This window comes from Corynebacterium sp. (genome assembly GCF_030535495.1).
GTDB lineage: Bacteria > Actinomycetota > Actinomycetes > Mycobacteriales > Mycobacteriaceae > Corynebacterium.
The window spans coordinates 1-22,419 of the sequence record NZ_JAUNRW010000002.1; the positions used below are offsets into that span (position 1 = coordinate 1).

21 protein-coding genes and 1 riboswitch are annotated in these 22,419 nt (G+C 66.0%); of the genes, 15 read left to right on the forward strand and 6 right to left on the reverse strand.

Annotation, left to right across the window (positions count from 1 at the left end; all coding sequences use genetic code 11):
* Positions 1-461 (reverse strand): biotin/lipoyl-containing protein (locus tag Q4F73_RS00435; RefSeq protein WP_303357372.1); only part of this gene is annotated, 461 nt, incomplete at its 3' end.
* A 105-nt stretch (positions 462-566) separates the two neighbouring features.
* On the opposite strand from Q4F73_RS00435, the gene Q4F73_RS00440 reads away from it, so the two are divergent.
* Entirely contained in the window at positions 567-959 is a 393-nt protein-coding gene (locus Q4F73_RS00440; RefSeq protein WP_303357373.1) for an oxidoreductase, read from the forward strand.
* A gap of 175 nt (positions 960-1,134) precedes the next feature.
* On the opposite strand, the gene Q4F73_RS00445 is transcribed toward Q4F73_RS00440, so the two are convergent.
* Positions 1,135-2,613, reverse strand: a complete 1,479-nt coding sequence (locus Q4F73_RS00445; protein WP_303357374.1) for a leucyl aminopeptidase — start codon at positions 2,611-2,613, stop codon at positions 1,135-1,137.
* 81 nt (positions 2,614-2,694) lie between these two features.
* On the opposite strand from Q4F73_RS00445, the gene Q4F73_RS00450 reads away from it, so the two are divergent.
* On the forward strand, positions 2,695-3,801 hold the full coding sequence (locus Q4F73_RS00450) for a branched-chain amino acid aminotransferase (protein WP_303357375.1): 1,107 nt from the start codon (positions 2,695-2,697) through the stop codon (positions 3,799-3,801).
* On the opposite strand, the gene Q4F73_RS00455 is transcribed toward Q4F73_RS00450, so the two are convergent.
* The gene (locus tag Q4F73_RS00455) at positions 3,798-4,778 is read right to left on the reverse strand and encodes a nicotinate-nucleotide--dimethylbenzimidazole phosphoribosyltransferase (protein ID WP_303357376.1); all 981 of its coding nucleotides are present in this window, start codon (positions 4,776-4,778) and stop codon (positions 3,798-3,800) included. The two genes, Q4F73_RS00450 and Q4F73_RS00455, sit on opposite strands and share 4 nt — an antisense overlap.
* 2 nt (positions 4,779-4,780) lie before the next feature.
* The gene (locus Q4F73_RS00460; RefSeq protein ID WP_303357377.1) at positions 4,781-5,485 is read right to left on the reverse strand and encodes a DUF3043 domain-containing protein; all 705 of its coding nucleotides are present in this window, start codon (positions 5,483-5,485) and stop codon (positions 4,781-4,783) included.
* 143 nt (positions 5,486-5,628) lie between these two features.
* On the opposite strand from Q4F73_RS00460, the gene Q4F73_RS00465 reads away from it, so the two are divergent.
* Positions 5,629-5,973: an iron-sulfur cluster assembly accessory protein gene (locus Q4F73_RS00465; RefSeq protein WP_303357378.1), complete on the forward strand. Its 345-nt coding sequence runs from the start codon at positions 5,629-5,631 to the stop codon at positions 5,971-5,973.
* 76 nt (positions 5,974-6,049) lie between these two features.
* On the opposite strand, the gene asnB is transcribed toward Q4F73_RS00465, so the two are convergent.
* Positions 6,050-7,972 (reverse strand): asparagine synthase (glutamine-hydrolyzing), encoded by a 1,923-nt coding sequence (asnB, locus tag Q4F73_RS00470; protein ID WP_303357379.1) that lies wholly within the window; start codon positions 7,970-7,972, stop codon positions 6,050-6,052.
* Positions 7,973-8,386: 414 nt separating this feature from the next.
* Here asnB and Q4F73_RS00475 point away from each other — a divergent pair, with 414 nt between their 5' ends.
* The 12 genes from Q4F73_RS00475 to Q4F73_RS00530 all read left to right on the forward strand — a co-directional run bounded on the left by Q4F73_RS00475 (position 8,387) and on the right by Q4F73_RS00530 (position 21,316).
* Positions 8,387-9,481: a cytochrome c oxidase subunit II gene (locus tag Q4F73_RS00475; protein ID WP_303357380.1), complete on the forward strand. Its 1,095-nt coding sequence runs from the start codon at positions 8,387-8,389 to the stop codon at positions 9,479-9,481.
* 15 nt (positions 9,482-9,496) lie between these two features.
* Positions 9,497-9,928 carry a cytochrome c oxidase subunit 4 gene (locus Q4F73_RS00480; protein ID WP_303357381.1) on the forward strand — a complete coding sequence of 144 codons (432 nt, stop codon included), beginning with the start codon at positions 9,497-9,499 and terminating at the stop codon, positions 9,926-9,928.
* Positions 9,929-10,418: 490 nt separating this feature from the next.
* Positions 10,419-11,033, forward strand: a complete 615-nt coding sequence (locus Q4F73_RS00485) for a heme-copper oxidase subunit III (protein ID WP_303357382.1) — start codon at positions 10,419-10,421, stop codon at positions 11,031-11,033.
* Positions 11,034-11,098: 65 nt separating this feature from the next.
* Positions 11,099-11,992 (forward strand): c-type cytochrome, encoded by an 894-nt coding sequence (locus Q4F73_RS00490; protein WP_303357383.1) that lies wholly within the window; start codon positions 11,099-11,101, stop codon positions 11,990-11,992.
* On the forward strand, positions 11,989-13,209 hold the full coding sequence (locus Q4F73_RS00495) for a ubiquinol-cytochrome c reductase iron-sulfur subunit (protein ID WP_303357384.1): 1,221 nt from the start codon (positions 11,989-11,991) through the stop codon (positions 13,207-13,209). The genes Q4F73_RS00490 and Q4F73_RS00495 overlap by 4 nt, the downstream gene beginning before the upstream one ends.
* Positions 13,209-14,837, forward strand: coding sequence for a cytochrome bc complex cytochrome b subunit (locus tag Q4F73_RS00500; protein WP_303357385.1), 1,629 nt, complete (start codon positions 13,209-13,211; stop codon positions 14,835-14,837). The genes Q4F73_RS00495 and Q4F73_RS00500 overlap by 1 nt, the downstream gene beginning before the upstream one ends.
* Positions 14,838-15,304: 467 nt before the next feature.
* A riboswitch (cyclic di-AMP (ydaO/yuaA leader) is annotated at positions 15,305-15,469 on the forward strand.
* A gap of 9 nt (positions 15,470-15,478) precedes the next feature.
* A complete protein-coding gene (locus Q4F73_RS00505; protein ID WP_303357386.1) occupies positions 15,479-16,096 on the forward strand; it encodes a C40 family peptidase in 618 nt (205 codons plus the stop codon).
* Positions 16,097-16,329: 233 nt separating this feature from the next.
* Complete coding sequence (locus Q4F73_RS00510; RefSeq protein WP_368660507.1) at positions 16,330-17,298, forward strand: NlpC/P60 family protein; 969 nt, start codon at positions 16,330-16,332, stop codon at positions 17,296-17,298.
* 12 nt (positions 17,299-17,310) lie between these two features.
* The gene (locus tag Q4F73_RS00515; protein WP_303357388.1) at positions 17,311-18,399 is read left to right on the forward strand and encodes a glycosyltransferase family 4 protein; all 1,089 of its coding nucleotides are present in this window, start codon (positions 17,311-17,313) and stop codon (positions 18,397-18,399) included.
* Positions 18,400-19,299 carry an ROK family protein gene (locus tag Q4F73_RS00520; RefSeq protein ID WP_303357389.1) on the forward strand — a complete coding sequence of 300 codons (900 nt, stop codon included), beginning with the start codon at positions 18,400-18,402 and terminating at the stop codon, positions 19,297-19,299.
* 4 nt (positions 19,300-19,303) lie between these two features.
* Positions 19,304-20,044, forward strand: a complete 741-nt coding sequence (locus Q4F73_RS00525) for a 1-acyl-sn-glycerol-3-phosphate acyltransferase (RefSeq protein WP_303357390.1) — start codon at positions 19,304-19,306, stop codon at positions 20,042-20,044.
* Positions 20,045-20,137: 93 nt separating this feature from the next.
* Positions 20,138-21,316 (forward strand): acyltransferase family protein, encoded by a 1,179-nt coding sequence (locus Q4F73_RS00530; protein WP_303357391.1) that lies wholly within the window; start codon positions 20,138-20,140, stop codon positions 21,314-21,316.
* Here the strand turns inward: Q4F73_RS00530 and Q4F73_RS00535 are convergent.
* Positions 21,244-22,401, reverse strand: a complete 1,158-nt coding sequence (locus tag Q4F73_RS00535; RefSeq protein ID WP_303357392.1) for a glycosyltransferase 87 family protein — start codon at positions 22,399-22,401, stop codon at positions 21,244-21,246. The two genes, Q4F73_RS00530 and Q4F73_RS00535, sit on opposite strands and share 73 nt — an antisense overlap.
* Positions 22,402-22,419: the final 18 nt, after the last annotated feature.

Below are 22,419 nucleotides of genomic sequence, written 5' to 3' on the forward strand. Positions count from 1 at the left end.
GGCTCATCGACCTCGACGGTGTCGCCGACGGACTTCAGCCACTGGGTGATGGTGCCCTCGGTGACGGACTCGCCGAGCTCCGGCATCTCCACGTCGGTGGCCTTACCGGAGGACTTCGGAGCGGACTTCTTCTCCTCCTTCGGAGCCTCCTCCTTCTCCTCAGCCTCGGGCTCAGCGTCGTCGTCAGCCTCGTCGGAATCATCGGAGGAGTCGGCGTCCTCGCCCTCCTCACCGATGATGGCGATCACGGAGCCGACATCCACCGTGTCGTCTTCCTCGGCCTTGATCTCCAGCAGAACGCCGGCCTTGGGGGAGGGGATCTCGGTGTCGACCTTGTCGGTGGAGACCTCGAGCAGCGGCTCGTCGACCTCGACGGTGTCGCCGACCTGCTTCAGCCACTGGGTGATGGTGCCTTCGGTGACGGATTCGCCCAGTTCGGGCATCTCTACGGAGAACGCCATAGTGTTTCTGACTCCTCGAAAGTCGTTTGTTGAAAGATAGCTAATAGGCCCCAGCGTACCGGGGTTTCTACGGCTGGGTATCCAGTGCCCCTACAATTGTAAGGCGTGTTCAATCTATTCGGTCGCAACAAGTCCCGGTCGGGTCTCCGGCCCCCGCGCGCGCCTGGTGACACCATCCGCCAGGAGGACGCCGACCACCTCCGCGAGTGGGTGCAGGGCAAGGCGTTTGTCGAGGCCTATGTTGAGCCTGAAACAGTGGTCAATGAGATGTCCGTGGTGCTGGTCGATGAACACGGGGACTTCACCCGGCGCCGTATCGGGGGCCCCAAAGGTATCGACGCGATCCACAAGATGCTCGGCGTGCCCATCTTCGATGTGGAGGACACCGGGTACCCCCAACGCATGCGCGAGAGGATCGAACGCGAGCGACTGTTGCGCAAGCGGGAGGAACAACGCCGTCGCCGCGCAGCCTTCGAGCGTGGCGAGCTGCCTGACTGATTCGCCTTCACTCGAGAACGCGCAGATCCTCCATGCACAAGCATGGGGGAGGTACACGAACGCGGGGCACGTGGTCAGACGGGACCTTGAACTGCCTGACTGATTCGAATTCACTCGAGAACGTGCAGACCCCCCATACACAAGCATGGGGGGTCGACACGAACGCGGGGCAGAACTACTTCTGGCCGAGCTCCGCCAGCAGCGCCAGGAACGTACGTACCGGCACACCGGTCGCGCGCTTCGGGGTGTAGCCGTGCGGGGAGCCGGAGTTGAAGGAGGGGCCGGCGATGTCGAGGTGCGCCCACTCGATGCCCTCGGTGATGAACTTCGACAGGTACAGCCCGGCGTACTCCATGCCGCCCCAGCGGGTGTTGTCGACGTTGCGCAGGTCGGCGGTGGGGGACTTGATGGTCTCCTCGTGCTCCTCCAGCAGCGGCATCGCCCAGGCGGGCTCGCCGACCTCACGACCGACAGCAGCCACACGGTCACGGAAGTCATCGGATCCCATGACACCGGTGGTGCGGGTACCCAGGGCGACCATCTGTGCGCCCGTGAGGGTGGCCACCTCGAGCAGGTAGTCGGGGTTGTCCTCGCAGGCGCGCGCCAGGGCGTCGGCCAGGACGATGCGGCCCTCGGCGTCGGTGTTGATGATCTCGGAGGTGATGCCGCCGTAGTGGGTGATCACGTCACCCGGGCGGGTGGCCAGGCCGTCGGGCATGTTCTCGGCCAGCGGCAGGGTAGCGGTGATGCGGACCGGGAGGTTGAGCTTCGCGGCGGCCAGCACCGTGGCGGCCACCGCGGCCGAGCCACCCATGTCGGAGATCATCTGCTCCATGTTGGCGCCGGGCTTGAGCGAGATGCCGCCGGTGTCGAAGGTGATGCCCTTGCCCACCATGGCCACGGCCGTCGACGCCTTGCGCGGTGCCCAGGTCAGGCGCACCAGACGCGGCGGGCGCGCGGAGCCGCGGCCGACGGCCAGGATGCCGCCGAAGCCCTGCTTCTCCAGGTCGTTTTCGTCGAGAACCTCGACCTTGACGCCGGCGTCCTTGGCGGCGTCGGCAAGCACGGCCGCGTAGGACTCCGGGTAGAGATGCGACGCAGGGGTGTTGACCAGGTCGCGGGCGAAGGCGACCGCCTCCGCGGTGGCGACGGCAGTCTCGAACTCCTGCTTGTCGCCGTCGACGAACACGAGCTTCTCCACACCGCCGTTCTTCTCCTCCTCACTCCGGATACCGCGGTAGTGGTACGCACCGAGGATGAGGCCCTCCACGGCCGGAGCCAGGCCGAACACCCCGAGAGAGGTGGCCACGGTTCCCAGGCCCTTGAGGGAGCGGGCGGCGCAGCCGGCGGCGCGGCGCACGGTCTCATCGTCCAGGTCCTCCGGATCACCCAGGCCGACGGCGATGAGTGAGCCGTCCTCGAAGGGGACGCGGGTGATCTCGCCTTCCTTGCCCTTCGCGCCGACGGCGGCGAGGTGGGTGAGGACCTGGCGGGAGGCGGCGTCGTCAAGCAGCGCGGTGGCGGGCAGCTCGGGGCCGTCCTCGCCGCACAGCAGCGGGACGAGCACTGCGTCGGTCTTCTTCGGGGCCTTCTTCGCCAGCTCAACGGCGGGGGTGGTGCCGCGGGCCGGAAGGGTGAACGTGGGCTTGGCCATAAAAACTCCTCCTGAATATGACGTGGGGATGAATCCAGCTTATAGAGATCACCACACAGGTGTCGGTGTAGCGTTGTCGCCATGACGTCTCTCAACTTCACCGTGAACCGCACGACCTCCCCGACGTCCGACGATGCGCGCGAGGAGATTCTGCGTAATCCGCGGTTCGGCAAGAACTTCACCGATCACATGGTCACCATCGAGTGGTCAGAGGAGAAGGGGTGGCACGACGCACGCGTGCGCCCCTACGAGGCGATCCCCATGGACCCGGCGACCACCGTGTTCCATTACGGCCAGGCGATCTTCGAGGGCATCAAGGCCTACCGGCAGCCCGACGGCTCCATCGCCACCTTCCGCCCGGAGCGCAACGCCGAGCGCATGCAGCGCTCCGCCACCCGCATGGCCATGCCGCCGCTGCCCACCGAGGACTTCCTCGAGGCCATCCGGTTGCTTGTCGACGTCGACCGTGACTGGGTGCCTGCCGCCGGTGGCGAGGCCAGCCTCTACCTGCGCCCCTTCATGATCTCCACCGAGGTCTCCCTCGGGGTCAGCCCGGCCAACAAGTACACCTTCTTCGTCATCGCCTCGCCCGTCGGCGCCTACTTCACCGGCGGCGTCAAGCCCGTCTCGGTGTGGCTGAGCGAGGATTACGTCCGCGCCGCGCCGGGGGGTACCGGTGCCGCGAAGTTCGCCGGCAACTACGCCGCCTCCCTGCTCGCGCAGGCCCAGGCGGAGGAGAAGGGCTGCGACCAGGTCGTGTGGCTGGACGCCATCGAGCACACCTACATCGAGGAGATGGGTGGCATGAACCTCTTCTTCGTCTACGGCTCCGGAAATGACGCGACAATCGTCACTCCCGCGCTGTCCGGCTCCCTGCTGGCCGGTGTCACCCGTGACTCCCTGCTGCAGGTCGCCCGCGACCTGGGCTATGAGACGGAGGAGAAGAAGATCTCCAAGGACGAGTGGCGCGACGACGTCGCCTCTGGTGCCATGACCGAGGCCCTGGCGTGTGGCACGGCTGCGGTGATCACCCCGGTCGGGCGCGTGCTGTCCAACGACGGTGAGTTCGTCATCAACGGCAACGAGGCCGGTGACATCACCATGGCCATGCGCGAGCGACTCACCCACATCCAGCGCGGTGAGTATGAGGACACCCACGGCTGGGTGCACACGCTCGTCGACGCTTAGTCGGCGAGCAGTGCAGCGGCCGCCTGCACCAGCGGGAGGGCCGCCAGCGCACCGGTGCCCTGGCCGGCGTTCATGTCCAGGGCGACCAGGGGGGTCAGATCCAGGGCCTGCAGCGCGATGAGATGCGCGGGCTCCGGGGTCAGCTGTCCGGCCTGGCACCAGGCCCGCGTGCCGGGGGAGAAGCGCTCCGCCAGGTAGGCGGCGACGGCGACGGGGGCGCCGTCGAGAAGCATCGGGGTGCGGCGTGCCGCGGCCTGGGCGATGAAAGCGGTGAGCGCGACCAGATCGGGGGAGCCGATCCGGCGCAGGACCTCCTCCGGCTCATCGCTGAGGCCGCGGGAGCGGAACATCGCGTCCCGGATCGCCTCGACCTTGATCTTCCACAGTTCATCGGTGTAGCCGGCACCCGGACCGACCACCGCGACCGGCTCCGTGCCGGTGAAGGCGCCGAGAACAGCCGCAGCAACGGTGGTGTTCCCCGCCCCGAGGTCACCGGGGATGAGCAGGTCAGCGCCGGAATCGATCTCCTGATCGGCCACCCGACGGCCGATCTCCACGGCGCGGGCGAACTGCTCGGCGTCCATGGCATCCTCGGTGTCGATCACACCGGTGGAGCGTGAGACCCGCTCGTCGCCCCACGCCTCATGATCGAGGGAGATGTCGACGATCCGGACCGAGGCCCCCGCCGCCCGGGCCAGCACGTTGACCGTGCCCGCGCCGGAGGAGATCTCCGCCGCGCGATCCACGGAATGTCCCTCCGGCAGCAGGGAGACACCCCGGGAGGCGATACCGTGGTCGCCGGCGAACACCACCACCCGACAGCGCTCCAGCAACTGCGGGGGACAGGTGCCCTGACAGGCGGCGATCCAGGACCCCAGGTCGCGCAGGCGCCCCGTTCCCGCCTCCGCGGAGGCGGTCAGAGCGGCCTGCGCGGCGTCCTGGTCGGGGGCGGTGATCGGGGCGGCGTCGGCAAGCATGCCTACACCTTATCGCCGACAGCGACGCGCGGCTTCGGCGAACGCCACTTCCGCGGCTGCGTCATGCGGGAGTAGGTGTAGAAGCCCAGGCCGAAGCCGGCGGCGGTGGTCTCGGGGAACTTCTCGCGCACGGCCTTGTTGGCGGCCATGCCGGCCCACACGCCCTCGATGAAGAAGATGACCATGAGGACCATGGCGATCAGCGACATGATGTTGGCGAACGTCGGCGCGAACGTGCCGATGAACATGATCACCAGCAGGCTCAGCGCGACCGGCAGCACCCAGTTGTTGATGAAGCGGCGCGAATCCACCCAGTCGCGGACGAATCGGCGCTCGACGCCCCGGTCACGGGGCAGCAGGTAGCGCTCGTCGCCCGAGTCCATCGCCGCCTGCACCTCGCGCTGGCTCTTGCGCTGCTGCTCGCGCTCCTTCTGCTTGTAGGCCTTCCACTCCTCCTTGGACATGGACTTCTTCAGTTCCTTGCGCTGCGCGCTGGCCTGGGCCTGGGAGCGGGGGGCGCTGGGATCGCGGACGATGCCGCGCTCGATCTCGACCTCCCGCCGCTTCGGGGTGGGGCGTCCCTTCGGCGGGGTGTAGCCCTTGGGGCGCGCAGGCTCCTGCTTCTCGACGCGAGCGGTGGTCTCCTCCGGGGTGGAGGCGGGCTCGACCGGGGAGGATTCATCAGATTTCTGCCAGGGGAGTTTCACGTGTCCCAGGCTACAAGGCGGGTGGAAGGAAACGGGAATACGGGTCGGCAACGCCGGGTTGGGAATGGTGAAGCGCACACCGTCCCCGTCGACGAGTATGGTGGGCGCGTAACAAAGCTCTCACAGCTAAGGAGACCAACCCCATGACCGCTCCCGCTTCCAGCACCGGCGTCATCCTCACCGACGCCGCTGCCACCAAGGCCAAGGCCCTCCTCGACCAGGAAGGCCGCGACGATCTGGCACTGCGTATCGCCGTCCAGCCCGGTGGCTGCGCCGGTCTGCGTTACCAGCTCTACTTCGATGACCGCGACCTCGACGGCGACAAGGTCGACGAGATCGGCGGCGTGCGCCTCGTGGTGGACAAGATGAGCGTCCCGTACCTCACCGGCGCGAAGATCGACTTCGCCGACACCATCGAGTCCCAGGGCTTCACCATCGACAACCCCAATGCCGGGGGAGCCTGCGCCTGCGGAGACTCCTTCAACTAGGGTTTCGTCACCCGCCGAAAAGGCGCCCGGCCTCCCCACTGGGGGAGACCGGGCGCCTTCGCGCGTTTCCGGGGTCCTAGATGTCGACCGGGTAGTCCTTCTCCTCGATCCGCGGATCGATGCGCTCTTCCACGAAGATGCCGTGCCAGACCATGAATGCCAGGACGGTCCACAGGCGACGGGAATGATCGGAGATGCCGTCGCGGTGCTCCTTGAGCATCTCCAGCACCGCCTTGCGGTCGAAGATGTCGTCGGTCTGGGACTGCGTGATGGTGTCCTGGGCCCAGCCGAAGAGTTCGTCGCCGGCCAGCCAGTGACGCATGGGCACCGGGAATCCCAGCTTCTTCCGGTGCAGGACATGCGGCGGGACAATCTGCTCCATCGCCTTGCGCAGGGCGTACTTCGTGGTGCCCCCGGCGATCTTCAGATCATGCGGAATGGTCTGCGCGACCTTGAACACCTCCTTGTCCAGGAAGGGGACGCGCAGTTCGAGGGAGTTGGCCATGTTGATCTTGTCGGCCTTGACCAGGATGTCACCGCGCATCCAGGTGAACAGATCCAGGTGCTGCATGCGGGCCACGGGGTCCATGTGCCGTGATTCGGCGTAGATCGGGGCGGTGACCTCCTTGTGGTCCCACTCCTCCTTGGCCCACGGCAGCACCCGCTGCATCTGCTCGAAATTGAAGGAGCGGGCGTTTCCGTAGTAGCGCTCCTCCATCGTCATGGATCCGCGGTCCAGGAGGGACTTGCCCTTCATCCCGTCGGGCAGGATGCGGGAGAGGCGGCCGAGCCCGCGGCGCAGGGGAGTGGGTACCTTCTCGAAGGCGGCGAGGGACAGCGGCTCCTTATAGATGGTGTACCCGCCGAAGAGCTCATCGGCACCCTCGCCGGAGAGCACGACCTTGACGTGCTTGCGGGCTTCCTGGGCGACGAAGAACAGCGGCACGAGGGAGGGGTCGGCGACCGGGTCGTCGAGGTACCACATGATCTTCGGGATCGCGTCGGCGTACTCCTCCGGGGAGACCACCTTGACGATGTGCTCCACCCCGATCGCGGCCGCCGACTCCGCGGCGACATCGACCTCGGAGTACCCCTCCCGCTCAAAGCCGGTGGTGAAGGTCAACAGGTTCGGGTTGTGGCGCTTGGCCAGGGTGGCGATGGCGGTCGAGTCGATGCCGCCGGACAGGAAGGATCCGACGGTGACGTCGGCACGCATGTGCTTTTCGACGCTGTCCTCCAGCGCCCGGGCGATCCGGTCGAAGAGATCCTGCTCGGAGCCCTTCGGGACCGGGGTGACCTCGAAGCGCGGCCGGAAATAGCGCTTGGCCTCGACGGTGCCCCCGGGGCGCAGGGTGGCGGTGCATCCGGACTCCAGGCGGCGGATCTCGGTGTGCAGGGACTCCGGTTCCGGCACGTACTGCAGGTCGACGTAGTGCTCGATGGCGCGCCGGTCAAGGTCCAGGCCGAGACCGAGCTCGGGGGCCATCTCCAGGATGGACTTCTTCTCGGAGGAGAAGACCGTCCCGGCCGCGGTGGTGGCGTAGAACAGGGGCTTGATACCGAACTGGTCCCGGGCCACGAACAGCACCTTCTCCTGGGTGTCCCACACCGCGAAGGCGAACATGCCGCGCAGATGCTCGACGACGTCCTCGCCCCAGTGATGGAATCCGACCACGATGGTCTCGGAGTCGCCTTCCGTGTGGAACTGGTGGCCGGCGGCGCTCAGTTCCTCCCGCAGCTCAATGTAGTTGTAGATCTCGCCGTTGAAGATGAGGGCGTAGCGCTCGGGGTTGTCCTGCGGACCCCAGACCAGTGGCTGATGGGAGTGCTCGAGGTCGACGATGGACAGGCGGTTGAAACCGAAGACGACGTCGTCGTCGTGCCAGGTGCCGGCGTCGTCGGGTCCGCGATGGCGCATGCACGGCAGCGCCCGGGTGACGGAGTCGACGAAACCAGCGGCCTCACCGCGGGCGGTGAGCAGGCCTAGAAAACCGCACATGTGGAAATGTTCTCCTCTATATAACGGGGTTAGTCGGTCCTACGATACGGCCCGGGGGCGTGTGGAGGCGACACCGGCGCGACCTAAGTGACGTGCCCAACTTCCGCCCCCGCGGAGGGTGGTGGGGGCAGGGGGTGAAAAGGGTCCGCATACGGGTGGATACTTTCGGATGATGCCGGGACCTGGGCATTGTGAAATGGGTTACACCGATTGTCAGGTGCTCGGGGCATCATTCGCGGGTAACCCCTAATGGGCTGTAACATCCGGGGTACTTCGAGGAGCACCGGCGGTATTCCGATGGCGTCACCGGGATGGAAACAGCACGGATAACCACCGTGAATGAACTATCCTGCAGTATCAGGAATGCTTAAACCAGTGTTCAAGGATTTAGTGTGGACAGGAAGGCAGACACACGTGGAACAGCGTAAGAAGCGTGGCTTCGCCCGTAAGGCGGGTCTCGGCGGTGTGATGGCCCTCGGCGGCCTCGCCCTCGCCGGTTGTGACGTCGCTCCCCCGGAGAGCGTCGGCAGGATCATCGGCATGGGTTGGCCGACGGGTATCACCCCGGAAGCGACCGCCATGTACAACTTCTGGGTCTGGGTCTGGGTCACTGCCTGGATCATCGGCATCATCATGTGGTCGCTCATGCTCATGGCCGTCTTCAGCTGGAACGCCAAGAAGGCCGAGAAGGCCGGCAAGGGCGAGTTCCCGAAGCAGCTGCAGTACAACGTGCCGCTCGAGCTCGTGCTCACCATCCTGCCGATCTTCATCGTCATGGGTCTGTTCTTCTTCACGGTCCAGACCCAGCAGAAGGTCACCGCACTGGACAAGAACCCGGAGGTCACCGTCGACGTGACCGCCTTCCAGTGGAACTGGAAGTTCGGCTACCAGAACGTCGGCGCCAACCTGAGCCCCACCGGCTCGGACTACGACGGCATCGACACCGAGCGCCAGGCGCTCGCCGACGAGACCCGCCACGACGATCCGGACACGGTCAAGAACCCGAACCCGATCCACGGCCTGTCCAAGGGCGACCAGTCCTACCTGAACTTCAACGAGATCGAGACCGTCGGTTCCACCGAGGAGATCCCGGTCCTGGTTCTTCCGACCAACACCCCGATCGAGTTCCAGCTCGCCTCCGGCGACGTGGCCCACTCCTTCTGGATCCCGGAGTTCCTCTTCAAGCGTGACGCCTACGCTCACCCGGAGGCCAACCAGCAGCAGCGTGCCTTCCAGATCGAGGCCATCGAGGAGGAGGGTGCCTTCGTCGGACGCTGTGCCGAGATGTGCGGTACCTACCACGCGATGATGAACTTCGAGCTCCGTGCCGTCTCCCCGGAGGCGTTCACCGAGTACCTGCAGTTCCGTCTGGACAACCCGGGTGCCCCGAACTCCGAGGCGCTGGCTTTCATTGGTGAGGCTCCGTACGCCACCACCACCTTCCCGTTCAACTCGTCCCGTCAGACCTGGGACGGCGAGAACTACGTCGACCCCAACGCCAACATCTAACGGAGGACTTTCACCATGAACTCTGGTTCTAAACTGATGTACGGCATCGCCGCGTTCCTCGCTCTGATGTCTGTCATCTACATCTTCGCCACGGGCTACGTTGGCGATGACGGTTACCTCGGCGGCACCGAGTGGGTTGGCGTTGTTGCCCTGGTCCTCTCCACCGCACTGGCCGTCATGCTCGGTGTCTACCTGCACTTCACCTCCAGCCGTTCCGACATCCTCCCCGAGGACTGGGAAGAGGCAGAGGTGGAGGACAAGGCCGGTATCCTCGGCTTCTTCTCCCCGAACTCCATCTACCCGGTGTGGATGGCCGGCGCTGTCGGTGTCACCGGTCTGGGTATCGCCTTCTGGCACTTCTGGCTCATCGCCATGGGCGCTGTCCTGCTGATCTGGGCCTCCTACGGTCTGAGCATGCAGTACGGTCTGCCGAAGGAGAAGCACTAGCCTTCCCGGTGGTCTGATCCACCACACGTATCTCGAACAAGGCACTCACCCGTGACGGGTGGGTGCCTTGTCGTGATTCCGGGGACGTCTGCCGGCGACGGCGCGGACGTGGACGGGTGGGGATAATCGCCCTGCAGGGGGAGGAAAGCCCAGCGTGGAGGGGGTCAACCGAAAGTTGGTACGCCCCTGAACAGCCGGATGTACCGTGTGATTTACATCTCCCAGGGCTGTCGTGTCGAACTCCGGACGGGGCGTCGGGAATGGGGTAGTGTAGCGCCCAACGAGTGCCGAGGGGGATGATCGGCCACACGGGGGAAGATGACCTGCACAAACACTGCGTCGGATGGCGTCGGAAAAAGTTCCCGCGGGTGTAGAGAAAGTTTTCGGGGGCATCTCAACAAAGAAAACCGCAGGTGATATTCCCAAATGCGCCGTGCAGGCGGGGGGAGATGAGGTGACTTTGTGCGCGAGAGCGGTCATACTAGTCAGCGTGACGAGCGCAGTTTCAAACTCAGGTATGGCAGCACCACAGCGTGTTCCCGCACTGAACCGACCCAACATGGTCAGTGTGGGCACGATTGTGTTCCTGTCTCAGGAATTGATGTTCTTCGCCGGACTCTTCGCGATGTATTTCACCTCGCGTGCGAACGGCCTGGCAGGCGACTGGAATGAGCAGACAGCAAACCTCAACGTGCTGTACGGCTTCATCATCACGGCCATTCTGGTCGCCTCCTCGGTTACCTCGCAGTTCGGCGTCTTTGCAGCAGAAAGGGGTGACGTTTACGGACTCCGTCGTTGGTTCCTCATTACCGTCGGTCTGGCAGTGGCCTTCCTGGCTTTCCTGGCATACGAGTGGTACGAGCTGATCCTTCACGGTGTGACCGTTCAGTCGAGTGTCTTCGGCTCGGTCTTCTACATCATCACGGGCTTCCACGCCGCACACGTGACTGCAGGTGTTATCGCCTTCATTGTCATTCTGCGACGTATCTCCGTGTCCAAGTTCACGCCGGCACAGGCCACCGCCGCCATGGCAGTGTCCTACTACTGGCACTTCGTTGACGTCATTTGGGTCGGCGTCTTCATCACTCTCTACCTTGTCCAGTAGGCCGTAGCCTGCCGAGCAATCGGCCTGCAGCCATTCACTTTCCACACCGATATTTCTAAAGGAAAATGATGGATACCAATCCGAACATTGCCGCCAACGGCGACGAGCAGTCGCCCGCGTCGGCCAAGAAGGCCCGCAGCCGCCGCAAGATGCGCCGGACTGCTGTCGGTGCCTTCGCGCTTACCCTGGGTCTGACCGGCGCCGGCGTTCTCGCCACCGCCCTGACCCCGGACGCGCAGGTCGCCACCGCACAGCGGGACGACCAGGCACTCATCCAGGAGGGCAAGGACCTCTACGACGTCGCCTGCATCACCTGCCACGGTGCCAACCTGCAGGGTGTGCCGGACCGCGGTCCGTCCCTGATCGGTATCGGCGAAGGCGCCGTGTACTTCCAGGTCCACTCCGGCCGTATGCCGATGATGTCCAATGACGCTCAGGCTGAGCGTAAGGCTCCGCGTTACACCGAGGCCCAGTCCCTCGCCATGGCCGCCTACGTGGCAGCCAACGGCGGTGGCCCGGAGCTCGTGTACAACGAGGACGGCACCCTTGCCATGGAGTCCCTCCGCGGCAAGAACTACAACGGCATCATTGACGCGCAGGACATCGCCCGTGGTGGCGAGCTCTTCCGCCTCAACTGCGCCTCCTGCCACAGCTTCACCGGCCGTGGCGGCGCACTGTCGTCCGGTAAGTACGCACCGCCGCTGGATCCTGCCAACGAGCAGGAGATCTACCAGGCCATGCTCACCGGCCCGCAGAACATGCCGAAGTTCTCCGATCGCCAGCTCTCCGCTGACGAGAAGAAGGACATCATCGCCTTCATCAAGGCCACCAAGGAGACTCCGTCTCCGGGTGGTTGGGGTCTCGGCGGCCTCGGCCCGGTCTCTGAGGGCATGGCCATGTGGTTCATCGGCATCACCATCCTCGGTCTTGCCGCTATGTGGATTGGATCGCGTTCATGAGCAACGAAGTGAAGAAGAACTACACCAAGCAGGAACTCAACGCGATGAGCAACGACGAGCTCGCGCGTCTGGGTACCGAGCTGGACGAGGTGACCGTCGCCTTCCGCAAGGAGCGCTTCCCGGTCGCCAACGATCCGGCAGAGAAGCGCGCCGCACGCGCTGTCATGATCTGGCTCATCGTCGGCATCATCGCCGCGATCGCCTTCCTCGGCGTCTACATCTTCTGGCCGTGGGAGTTCAAGAACCTGGGCGAGGAGGGCCACCTGTGGCACACCTTCTACACCCCGGCTCTCGGCCTGACCTCCGGCATCTCGATCCTGGCCCTGGGTATCGCGGTGGTCCTCTACGTGAAGACCATCATCCCCGAGGAGATCTCGGTCCAGCGTCGCCACGACGGCCCCTCCTCCGAGGTTGACCGTCGCACGCTGACCGCGCTGCTCAACGACTCCTGGGAGACCTCCACCCTCGGTCGCCGCAAGGCGCTGCAGGGTCTGCTCGGCGGCGCCGGCATCCTCTTCGGTCTGGTCGTCGTCGCTCCGCTGGGTGGCATGATCAAGAACCCGTGGAAGAAGGGCGAGCTGGGCATCATGGGTGACGGCACCCTGTGGACCTCCGGCTGGACCCTCCACGAGAACGGCGTCAAGCTGTACCTGGCCCGCGACACCGGCGCCATCGCCGAGGAGCACACCGGTGACACCGGTACCCACTGGACCACCACCGGCGTCTCCCGCCTGGTGCGCGTCCGTCCCGAGGACCTCGATGCCGGCGGCATGGAGACCGTGTACCCGCTGCCGCAGGACTACGTCAACGACGGCGAGGACTACAACCCGGAGCGCGACGTCTACATCGAGCAGATGCACTCCGTGCACGGCCCGCGTAACCCCGTCATGCTGATCCGCCTGCGTTCCTCCGATGCCGAGAAGGCCATCGAGCGCGAGGGCCAGGAGGACTTCCACTACGGCGACTACTACGCGTACTCGAAGATCTGCACCCACATCGCCTGCCCGACCTCTCTGTACGAGGCTCAGACCAACCGCATTCTGTGCCCGTGCCACCAGTCGCAGTTCGACGCACTGCAGTACGGCAAGCCGGTCTTCGGCCCGGCCGCCCGTGCTCTGCCGCAGCTGCCGATCACGGTTGACGAAGAGGGTTACCTCATCGCCAAGGGCAACTTCATCGAGCCCGTTGGCCCTGCATTCTGGGAGCGTAAGTCCTAATGAGCAACAAAGTGGCTCAAGCAGCCAACAACATTGATTCGCGCTACACCGCGTCCGGTCTGCTGCGTCCGCAGCTGAACAAGGTCTTCCCGACCCACTGGTCCTTCATGCTCGGTGAGATGGCTCTCTACAGCTTCATCATCCTGCTGCTGACCGGTGTCTACCTGGCGCTGTTCTTCGACCCGTCGATCACCAAGGTGATCTACGACGGCGGCTACCTGCCGCTCAACGGCGTCGAAATGTCCCGTGCCTACGCAACCGCACTGGACATCTCCTTCGAGGTCCGCGGCGGACTCTTCGTCCGCCAGATGCACCACTGGGCCGCCCTGATGTTCATGATGGCCATGGTCGCGCACATGCTGCGTGTCTTCTTCACCGGTGCTTTCCGACGCCCGCGTGAGGCCAACTGGATCATCGGCTGCACCCTGATCATCCTGGGTATGGCCGAGGGCTTCATGGGCTACTCCCTGCCGGACGACCTGCTCTCCGGCGTCGGCCTCCGCATCATGTCCGCCATCATCCTGGGTCTGCCGATCATCGGTACCTGGCTGCACTGGCTGATCTTCGGTGGAGACTTTCCGTCCGACCTCATGCTCGACCGTTTCTACATCGCGCACGTGCTCATCCTGCCGGGTATCATCCTCGGTCTGATCGCCGCCCACCTGGCGCTGGTCTGGTACCAGAAGCACACCCAGTTCCCGGGCGCCGGCCGCACCGAGAACAACGTCGTCGGCGTCCGCATCATGCCGGTCTTCGCCACCAAGGCCATCGGCTACGGTCTCCTGACCGCCGGCGTCCTGGCCCTCATGTCCGGCCTGACGACCATCAACGCGATCTGGAACATCGGCCCGTACAACCCGTCGCAGGTCTCCGCAGGTTCCCAGCCTGACGTCTACATGCTGTGGACTGACGGTGTCGCCCGTGTCATGCCGGCATGGGAGCTCTACCTCGGCAACTACACCATCCCGTCCGCCTTCTGGGTCGCCCTGGTCTGTGGTCTCATGGTCGTGCTGCTGTTCGCCTACCCGTGGATCGAGAAGAAGGCCACCGGCGACGACGCTCACCACAACCTGCTGCAGCGTCCGCGTGACGTTCCGGTCCGTACCGGCATCGGCGCCATGGGCATCACCTTCTTCCTGCTGGTGACCATCTCCGGTGGTAACGACCACATCGCCCACTTCTTCCAGATCTCCCTGAACGCGATGACCTGGGTCGGTCGTATCGGCGTCATCATCCTGCCGCCGCTCGCCTACTTCATCACCCACCGCATCTGTGTCGGCCTGCAGCGTTCCGACCGCGCAGTGCTGGAGCACGGCATCGAGACCGGTGTCATCAAGCAGATGCCGAACGGTGCCTTCGTGGAGATCCACCAGCCGCTGGGCCCGGTCGACGCACACGGCCACCCGGTCCCGCTGGAGTACGCCGGTGCTGCCGTGCCGAAGCGTATGAACCAGCTCGGCTTCGCTGACCGCATCTCCCGTGGCTCTCTCATCAAGGCTGACGACCAGCGTTTCACCGACGCTGCCGCTCACACCGCCCACGAGAACCACCGCGAAGAGGCCGCGATGCTCGACAACCTCAACGAGGTTAACCGCGCCAAGGATCGCGAGTCCGGTTACCTGGACTAAGTTCCGACTGCAGTTTCCACTGCGCTCACGAGTAGAGACCCTGTCTCCCCGATACCTGGGGGAGGCAGGGTCTCCTCGTTGTTCCGGGAGCTGCGTCGCCAAACGGTATCCACACTGTTATATGTGTGGTTCATGGGCTCCCTGTGACGGGAAACTCCAGCGTGTGAGGTAAATCACTTGCCAGGCGCGGCAGGGGTGGAGTCTCCGTGGCGGCGGGTTCGATCACTCACCTCGGGGGCATCCCCTAGGGGTTATCCGTGCAGGTCAGGGGGTGTCTGACGTCTGCCGTCTGCCGGCGGCCGCAGGGCGGGCCGGGGGACGGGCGGCAGCGTTCCGTCGCCACGTTCAAGCGGTAACGGGTTGATAACGGCGACACGCCGGGCCCTGCGTTGGACAATGTTCGTTGTAGTTTCGTAACCTATTCGAGACATTGCGGGGCTTCCCGGTGAAGCCTCCGAATGACTGAACTGAACATACTGCCTAATCCCCGTAAGGGGAGCCGGGGAACCACTACAACGTTTTCTGGGGTGCATCCTCCGCAAGAGCGTCCATCGAGGACGCGGAGTGGGGGAGGGAAGCTTCCGAAGATCCCAACCCGACAGCTAACCCGGTAGGCACAAGGAAGATCTGGAGAAACATTCGTGGCTCAGCACCGTCGCGTGACCAAGACCGCTACCCGCCGCATCGCGGCCGCCTCTGCGGTCGTCATGGGCACCACCGTCCTCGCACCGGGCGTCGCTCAGGCCGTCGAGGTCACCATCCCGAACACCGGCATCACCGTCAACGTTCCGGGTCTGGAGAACGTGCCGAACATCGAGCAGTTCGTCCCCGCCGCCCCGGCAGCCCAGGAGGCCGCCAACTCCTACGTGGCCAACATCGCCGCGCAGGCTCCGGCAGCCGCACCGGCCGCCTCCTCCCAGGGCCAGGCCATCGCGAACGCTGTGCGTTCCAAGATCGGTGCCCCCTACGCCTGGGGTGCCACCGGCCCCTCGGCCTTCGACTGCTCCGGCCTGACCTCCTGGGCCTACCAGCAGGTCGGCAAGTCCATCCCGCGCACCTCCCAGGCTCAGGCCTCCCAGGGCCAGCGCGTCTCCCTGGACCAGCTGCAGCCGGGTGACATCATCGCCTACTACGGCGGTGCCTCCCATGTCGGTATCTACGTCGGCAACGGCATGATCGTCGACGCCCTCAACTCCGGTAGCCCGGTCGGAGAGCGTCCGCTGCACTTCCAGCCGATCCACTCCGCAGTGCGCTTCTAAGCACTGTCACCACCTGCAGCCCATCCCCGTTGAAGGGGGTGGGCTGCTGGCGTTTTCCGGCTCGCCGACAACAGTAACCACACCCGTCACGACCTCGTGTCTGGGTGTTTACTCAGTTGTTATTAAGGGTCTATAGTTATCTCGGGCATTCGCCCTCCGAAGACCTTTCCGAAAGAGTGACCGTGCGCTTTTTACCTGGTGTGAACCACACGATCCGTCTCAGTGCTGCCGCTGTGCTCGGTACCGCCCTCATCGTGGGTGGCGGGACCGCGCCCCGGGCCACCGCCGATGACGTGGAGACCCTCATCGCCTCGATGGAGGAGGTCTCCCACGAGGCCACCGCGAAGAGCGAGGAGGTCAAGCAGCTCGAGCTCGAGATCGAGGAAGGCCAGGGTCGCATCGACGGCCTCAAGGAGCAGGCGGAGCAGGCCCGCCAGCGGGCACAGGACGCGCAGGCAGCCCAGCGGGACTTCCAGAATGACGTCAACGGGCTCGCCGGGGCCAAGTACCGCAGCCTCATGGTCGATCCCGTCACCAACGCCATCGCCGCGTCCAACCCGCAGAATGCGATCGACCGGGCGGCCTACCTGGGCACCCTGACGCGGAACACCGAACGCGCCGTCGATAAGCTCGCGGCAGCCACGGCGGAAGCCGGGCGGGCTCACACCACCGCCTCCCGCACCGTGGCCGAGGCCAACTTCACGCAGTCGCAGCTGGAGAAGCAGCACCGCGTCCTCGCGCAGGAGCAGGAGGAGCTGCAGGAGCGCATCCGTGAGATCGAGGAGCAGGTCTCCGCCCTCGACGAGGCCGCCCGTGCCCTGTGGGAGAACAAGAACAACCCCCTGGTACCGCTGTCCCTGACCGGCGACGGCGTGGTCGGCGCGGCCCTGAGCAAGCTCGGCTCACCCTACGGATGGGGCGCCACCGGCCCCAACCAGTTCGACTGCTCCGGCCTCATGGTGTGGGCCTACCAGCAGCAGGGCAAGTCCATTCCGCGTACCTCCCAGGCGCAGCTGGCGGGTGGCACCCCGGTCTCCCGCGCGGAGCTGCAGCCGGGCGACATCGTCGGCTACTACCCGGGTGTCACCCATGTGGGCATGTACATCGGCGACGGACAGCTCGTCCACGCCTCCGATTACGGCATCCCCGTGCAGGTGGTCTCGGTCGACTCCATGCCGTGGGCCGGCGCCGTGCGCTACTAGTACCATTCGGGCATGCCGCGGACACTGCTGGTCACCAATGACTTCCCGCCCACGGTGGGAGGCATCCAGTCCTACCTCCGGGATTTCCTGGACACCCTCGACCCGTCCGAGGTCGTCGTCTTCGCCTCGACGCAGGACCCGGTAGCCGCCGCCGAGTATGACCGTTCCGTGCCCTACCGCGTGGTCCGCTGGCCCCGCCACGTCATGCTCCCCACGCCGACCACGGCCGAGGCGATGGGCCAGATCATCCGGGAACTCGACATCGACACCGTGTGGTTCGGGGCCGCCGCGCCCCTGGCACTCATGGGACCGGCGGCCCGCCGGGCCGGGGCGGCGCGCATCATCGCCAGCACCCACGGGCACGAGGTGGGCTGGTCCATGCTGCCCGGCGCCCGCCGGGTGCTGCGCCGCATCGGCGACAGCGCTGACGTGGTCACCTACATCTCCGACTACACCCTGCGGCGCTTCCGCCGGGCCTTCGGCAGCCATCCGCAGTTCCGTCACCTTCCCTCCGGGGTGGACACGGACTGGTTCCGCCCCGCGCCCCGTGTGGACGGGCCGCCGACCGTCATCTGTGTGTCGCGGCTGGTGCCGCGTAAGGGTCAGGACATGCTGCTTGCTGTCTGGCCGGACGTCCTGGCCCGATATCCCGACGCCCGCCTGCGTATCGTGGGGACCGGGCCGTACGAGGCCCGGCTGCGGACCCTGGCGCAACCCCTCGGTGAGGCCGTGGAGTTCACCGGCTCGCTCACCGCACCCGAGCTACGCGACGCGCTCGCCGCCGCCGACGTCTTCGCCATGCCGGCCCGTACCCGCGGGAAGGGACTCGATGTCGAGGGGCTCGGCATCGTCTACCTGGAGGCGCAGGCCAGCGGCGTGCCCGTCATCGCGGGCACTTCGGGCGGGGCCCCCGAGACGGTCACCCGCGATACCGGCATCGTCGTCGACGGCCGGAATGCCACAGAACTGACCGACGCCCTGTGTGCGCTGCTGGGCGACCCGCAGCGGGCGGCCGCGATGGGGCAGGCGGGGCGTCGATACGCACACGCGGAATGGTCCTGGGAGATCATGGGCGCGCGACTGCGGGATATACTCGCCTAGATGAATACGGTGGGTTTTGATATCGGGGGGACGCAGTGCCGCGCCGCCGTGGTGACAGCGGACGGAAAGATCCTCAAGCAGCGCACGGTGCCCACCCCGCGCACGGCCGCCGCGCTCGAGGACGCCGTCGCCGCGCTTGTCGACGAACTACGCCCGCTCGATCCGGGGGCCGTCGGACTGGCGGTGGCCGGCTTCCTCGACCCGCAACGGGAGATCGTCCGTTTCGCCCCGCACCTGCCGTGGCGTGACACTCCCGTGCGCGCCCGCCTGCAGGAACGTCTCGGCCTGCCGGTCGTCATGGAACATGACGCCAACTCCGCCGCCTGGGGCGAGTACCGCTTCGGCGCCGCCCGCGGGGTGGGAACGTGGGTGTTCTTCGCCGTCGGTACCGGCATCGGCGCCGCCCTCATGATCGACGGGGAGATCTTCCGGGGTGCCTACGGGACCGCGCCTGAGTTCGGGCACCTCACCGTGGTGCGCGGCGGCCGGGAATGCGCCTGCGGAAAGCGCGGATGCCTGGAACGCTACGCCTCCGGCACCGCCCTGGCGGACACCGCCGAGGCCCATGGCATGGGCCCGGGACTCAGCGGGCACGCCATCATGACCGCCGCCCGCAGCGGTGATGAGCGCGCCCGCGCGGTGCTGGCGGACTTCGCCGGCTGGCTGGGACAGGGGCTGAGTATGGTGGCTGACGTGCTCGATCCGGAGGTCATCGTGCTGGGTGGGGGAGTCGCCGCCGACGCCGATCTCTTCCTCCCGGACGCGGTGGCCGACATGGGCCGGTCCATTGTCGGAGCCGGCCATCGCATCCTGCCGGTCGTGGGAACCGCGGAACTGGGGGCGCACGCGGGTATGATCGGCGTGTCCGATCTTGCGCGCACCGAACTCACAGGGGAGTAGTCCGATGGAAAAGAAGTGGTACTGGCTGTACAAGAACGTCCTCATCGGCCCGTTCCTGCGCGTCTGGAACCGCCCCACCATCGAGGGCATCGAGAACATCCCGGACACCGGCGCCGCCATCATCGCCTCCACCCACCAGGCGGTCATGGACTCCTTCTTCTTCCCCGCGCTCAGCCCCCGGAACATCACGTTCCCGGCCAAGTCCGAGTACTTCACCAACCCGGGTCTCATCGGTCGTGTGCAGAGGTGGTTCTTCACCTCCATCGGCCAGATCCCGGTCGAGCGGGGAGCCGCCAACGCCGGTGACGCCACCCTCGCCGCCGCCCGCACCGTGCTCGACCGCGGCGATGTCCTGGGTATCTACCCGGAGGGCACCCGCTCCCCGGACGGGCGCATCTACAAGGGACGTACCGGCATGGCCCGCATCGCGCTGGCCACCGGCGCCCCGATCGTGCCGCTGGCCATGATCGGTTCCCGCGACGCCAACCCCATCGGCACGTGGATCCCGCGGCCCCGCAAGGTCCGCATGAAGGTCGGCGAGATCATCGACGGCCGCGCCTACGTCGAGTCCCTCGGAATCGACCCGGATTCCCGGGAGGCCGCCCGCCCCCTCACCGACCACGTCATGGCCGTGCTCACCGAGCTCTCGGGGCAGCCGTACGTGGACATGTACGCCTCCGAGGTCAAGGAATCTCTGGCCGCCGGCCGTGGTTGGCCGGAGGGTGCCGCGCCGGCTCTTGGCTAAACGCCAGGTCAGCTCTATACTTGACGGCTGGACTGCGCCGGATTGCTTCCGGCCGGTAGAAGTTGGCTGCGCGTACGGGATGAGGTGAGGCACGTGTCAGCATCCCCCGTCACTCCTGTGTCCCCGGCGAAAACCCGCCTGCGCTGGCCCGATGTGGCCAAAGGTCTGTCCATCATCGGAGTGGTCCTGCTCCACGTGAGCCTCGCGGTGCCGGAGGGCATGGAGACCACGGCGGCCTATCTCAACCGCATCCTCGATCCCCTGCGGATGCCCCTGTTCTTCATGGTCAGTGGCTTCTTCTCGGCGAAGGTGTTCGGTTTCACATTCAAGGATCTCTTCCTGCGCCGCCTGTGGTTCTTCCTCGTGCCGTATGTCCTGTGGGTGCCCATCGAACTGTGGTTCAAGTTCCGCGAATGGCACATCTTCGACGGCAAAGAGATGCCGGGGATCTCCCACTACCTGGCCCACATCGTCGAGGGCCGGAACATGTACTGGTTCCTCTACGCCCTGGTGATCTTCAACGTCGTGCTGTGGCTGACCAGGAAGATGCCGTGGTGGGCGGGAGTGCTGGCCGGTTTCGCCCCGATCCTCATCCTGCCGCTGCACGCCGATCAGCACATGATCGGCAAGGCCGTCCTGTACCTGCCGGCCTTCCTCCTCGGTGCGCACCTGCGCCACCACATCAGCCACTTCGCGGAGACCGCGACCTCCCTGCGCCACCTCACGCGCGGCACCATCCTCTACGCCGCCGGTTTCACGGTGGCGGCCGTGTGGGCCTGGTGGAACACGGTCAGTGAGGTCTCCTTGGGATGGCCGCTGCCTTTCGCGGAGACCGTCGGATTCGTCGACCTGCGACTGATTGTCAATTCCCTGGTGCAGCTGCTCATGCTGCCCATGGCGGTCATCGTGGCGGTCCTGCTCTCCCGGATCCCGGTCGTGGTCGACGTGCTGAGTTTCCTCGGCCGCCACACCCTGGTGATCTACCTGGGCCACCCCATCGCCCTGACGGTGCTCTACCACTACAACCTGCGGGACTGGGAGCTGCCGATCACCCGCGGCGCGGACAGCGTCCTCTACGAGACCGCCCTGTGGATTCTCATCGGCCTGGCCATCTCCGCCCTCGGCTCGTTTGGCCTGTGGTTGATCACCCGCATTCCCTACCTGCGGTGGTCGATCATGCCGCCGCTGCTGACTGCTGCTTATCGACGCCCCGCCAGCACCCGCGGCGAGATCGTCGCCGCCACCACGACCGCGAGTGTCACCAGCAGGTAGGAACTGCCCACCAGCTGTGCCCACCACGGCCAGGCGTGTTCTACGCCGTGGTCGTTCGGCAGCAGCCAGTGGGGTGAGGTGGCGACAGCCAGCAACACCACCACACCGAGAGTTCTTCCGGGCCCGAGCAGCAGGGTCACCGCGAGGGGGATGAGCCACACCCAGTGGTGGGACCAGGACACCGGGGAGCACACGAGAGCCACGGTCGAGGCGAGCAGGACGGTGGCGAGCATGGTCCGGGCCCGCCACATCGCCGCCACCACCAGCCCGAGGGCGCCGATGACCAGCACCAGCCACAGCAGGCTGTCGGCCCGCTCACCCGGCTCGGCGAGGCGGGCGAGCACACCCCGGATCGACTGGTTGGAGGCGTAGGCCTCGCCGCCGATGCGACCGGTGTCGGTGAGGGTCTCCAACCAGTAGGTCCATGAGTTGCCCCAGCTCACCAGGGCGGCTGCCAGGGTGAATCCCACCCCGAACGCAAACGTCACGGCGGCGTCGCGCCACTGCCGGCGGACAAGGAAAACCAGGATGAACACCGCCGGGGTGAGCTTGATCGCGGCGGCGAGGCCGATGAGCACGCCGCGGGGCAGCCACGGCCGGCGGGTGAGGGTGTCCACCAGGACCAGGGCCATGAGGATGATGTTGATCTGGCCGAAGGCCAGGGTCTCCCGCACGGGTTCGCTCAGAAGGGCCAGCGGGAGGATCCACGTCGCGATGACCCGGTGGTGCGCCCCGGGCACGGCATGGCGCACCACGATGACCAGACACCACCACAGCAGGACCACGGAGGCCACAGTCCACGTCACCAGCGCCACTCCATACGGGACCCAGGTCAGCGGCACGAACAGCAGCGCCGCCAGCGGGGGATAGGTGAAGGGCAGGGTCGTGCCGCCGACCCGGTAGTCGCGCGTGTACAGGTTGTCGCCGTCGAGGAAGGCCTGCGCACCCGCGCGGTAGACATCGATGTCGATGGCGTAGCGGAGGGTGGGGCCGGCGTCGATAAGCAACGTGAGGACCACCGCCACTGATGCGACAACGGCGAGTACCACGGTGAGGGGACGGGCGGCAGGTGGGGCATCGATCACGGAGATGACTCTATAGGT

Coding starts and splice junctions, on each gene's coding strand:
- Q4F73_RS00520 (WP_303357389.1), top strand. CDS start 18,400: ATGAATACGGTGGGTTTTGATATCGGGGGGACGCAGTGCCGCGCCGCC.
- Q4F73_RS00465 (WP_303357378.1), top strand. CDS start 5,629: ATGACCGCTCCCGCTTCCAGCACCGGCGTCATCCTCACCGACGCCGCT.
- Q4F73_RS00525 (WP_303357390.1), top strand. CDS start 19,304: ATGGAAAAGAAGTGGTACTGGCTGTACAAGAACGTCCTCATCGGCCCG.
- Q4F73_RS00515 (WP_303357388.1), top strand. CDS start 17,311: ATGCCGCGGACACTGCTGGTCACCAATGACTTCCCGCCCACGGTGGGA.
- Q4F73_RS00455 (WP_303357376.1), bottom strand. CDS start 4,778: ATGCTTGCCGACGCCGCCCCGATCACCGCCCCCGACCAGGACGCCGCG.
- Q4F73_RS00480 (WP_303357381.1), top strand. CDS start 9,497: ATGAACTCTGGTTCTAAACTGATGTACGGCATCGCCGCGTTCCTCGCT.
- Q4F73_RS00495 (WP_303357384.1), top strand. CDS start 11,989: ATGAGCAACGAAGTGAAGAAGAACTACACCAAGCAGGAACTCAACGCG.
- Q4F73_RS00490 (WP_303357383.1), top strand. CDS start 11,099: ATGATGGATACCAATCCGAACATTGCCGCCAACGGCGACGAGCAGTCG.
- asnB (WP_303357379.1), bottom strand. CDS start 7,972: ATGTGCGGTTTTCTAGGCCTGCTCACCGCCCGCGGTGAGGCCGCTGGT.
- Q4F73_RS00450 (WP_303357375.1), top strand. CDS start 2,695: ATGACGTCTCTCAACTTCACCGTGAACCGCACGACCTCCCCGACGTCC.
- Q4F73_RS00500 (WP_303357385.1), top strand. CDS start 13,209: ATGAGCAACAAAGTGGCTCAAGCAGCCAACAACATTGATTCGCGCTAC.
- Q4F73_RS00445 (WP_303357374.1), bottom strand. CDS start 2,613: ATGGCCAAGCCCACGTTCACCCTTCCGGCCCGCGGCACCACCCCCGCC.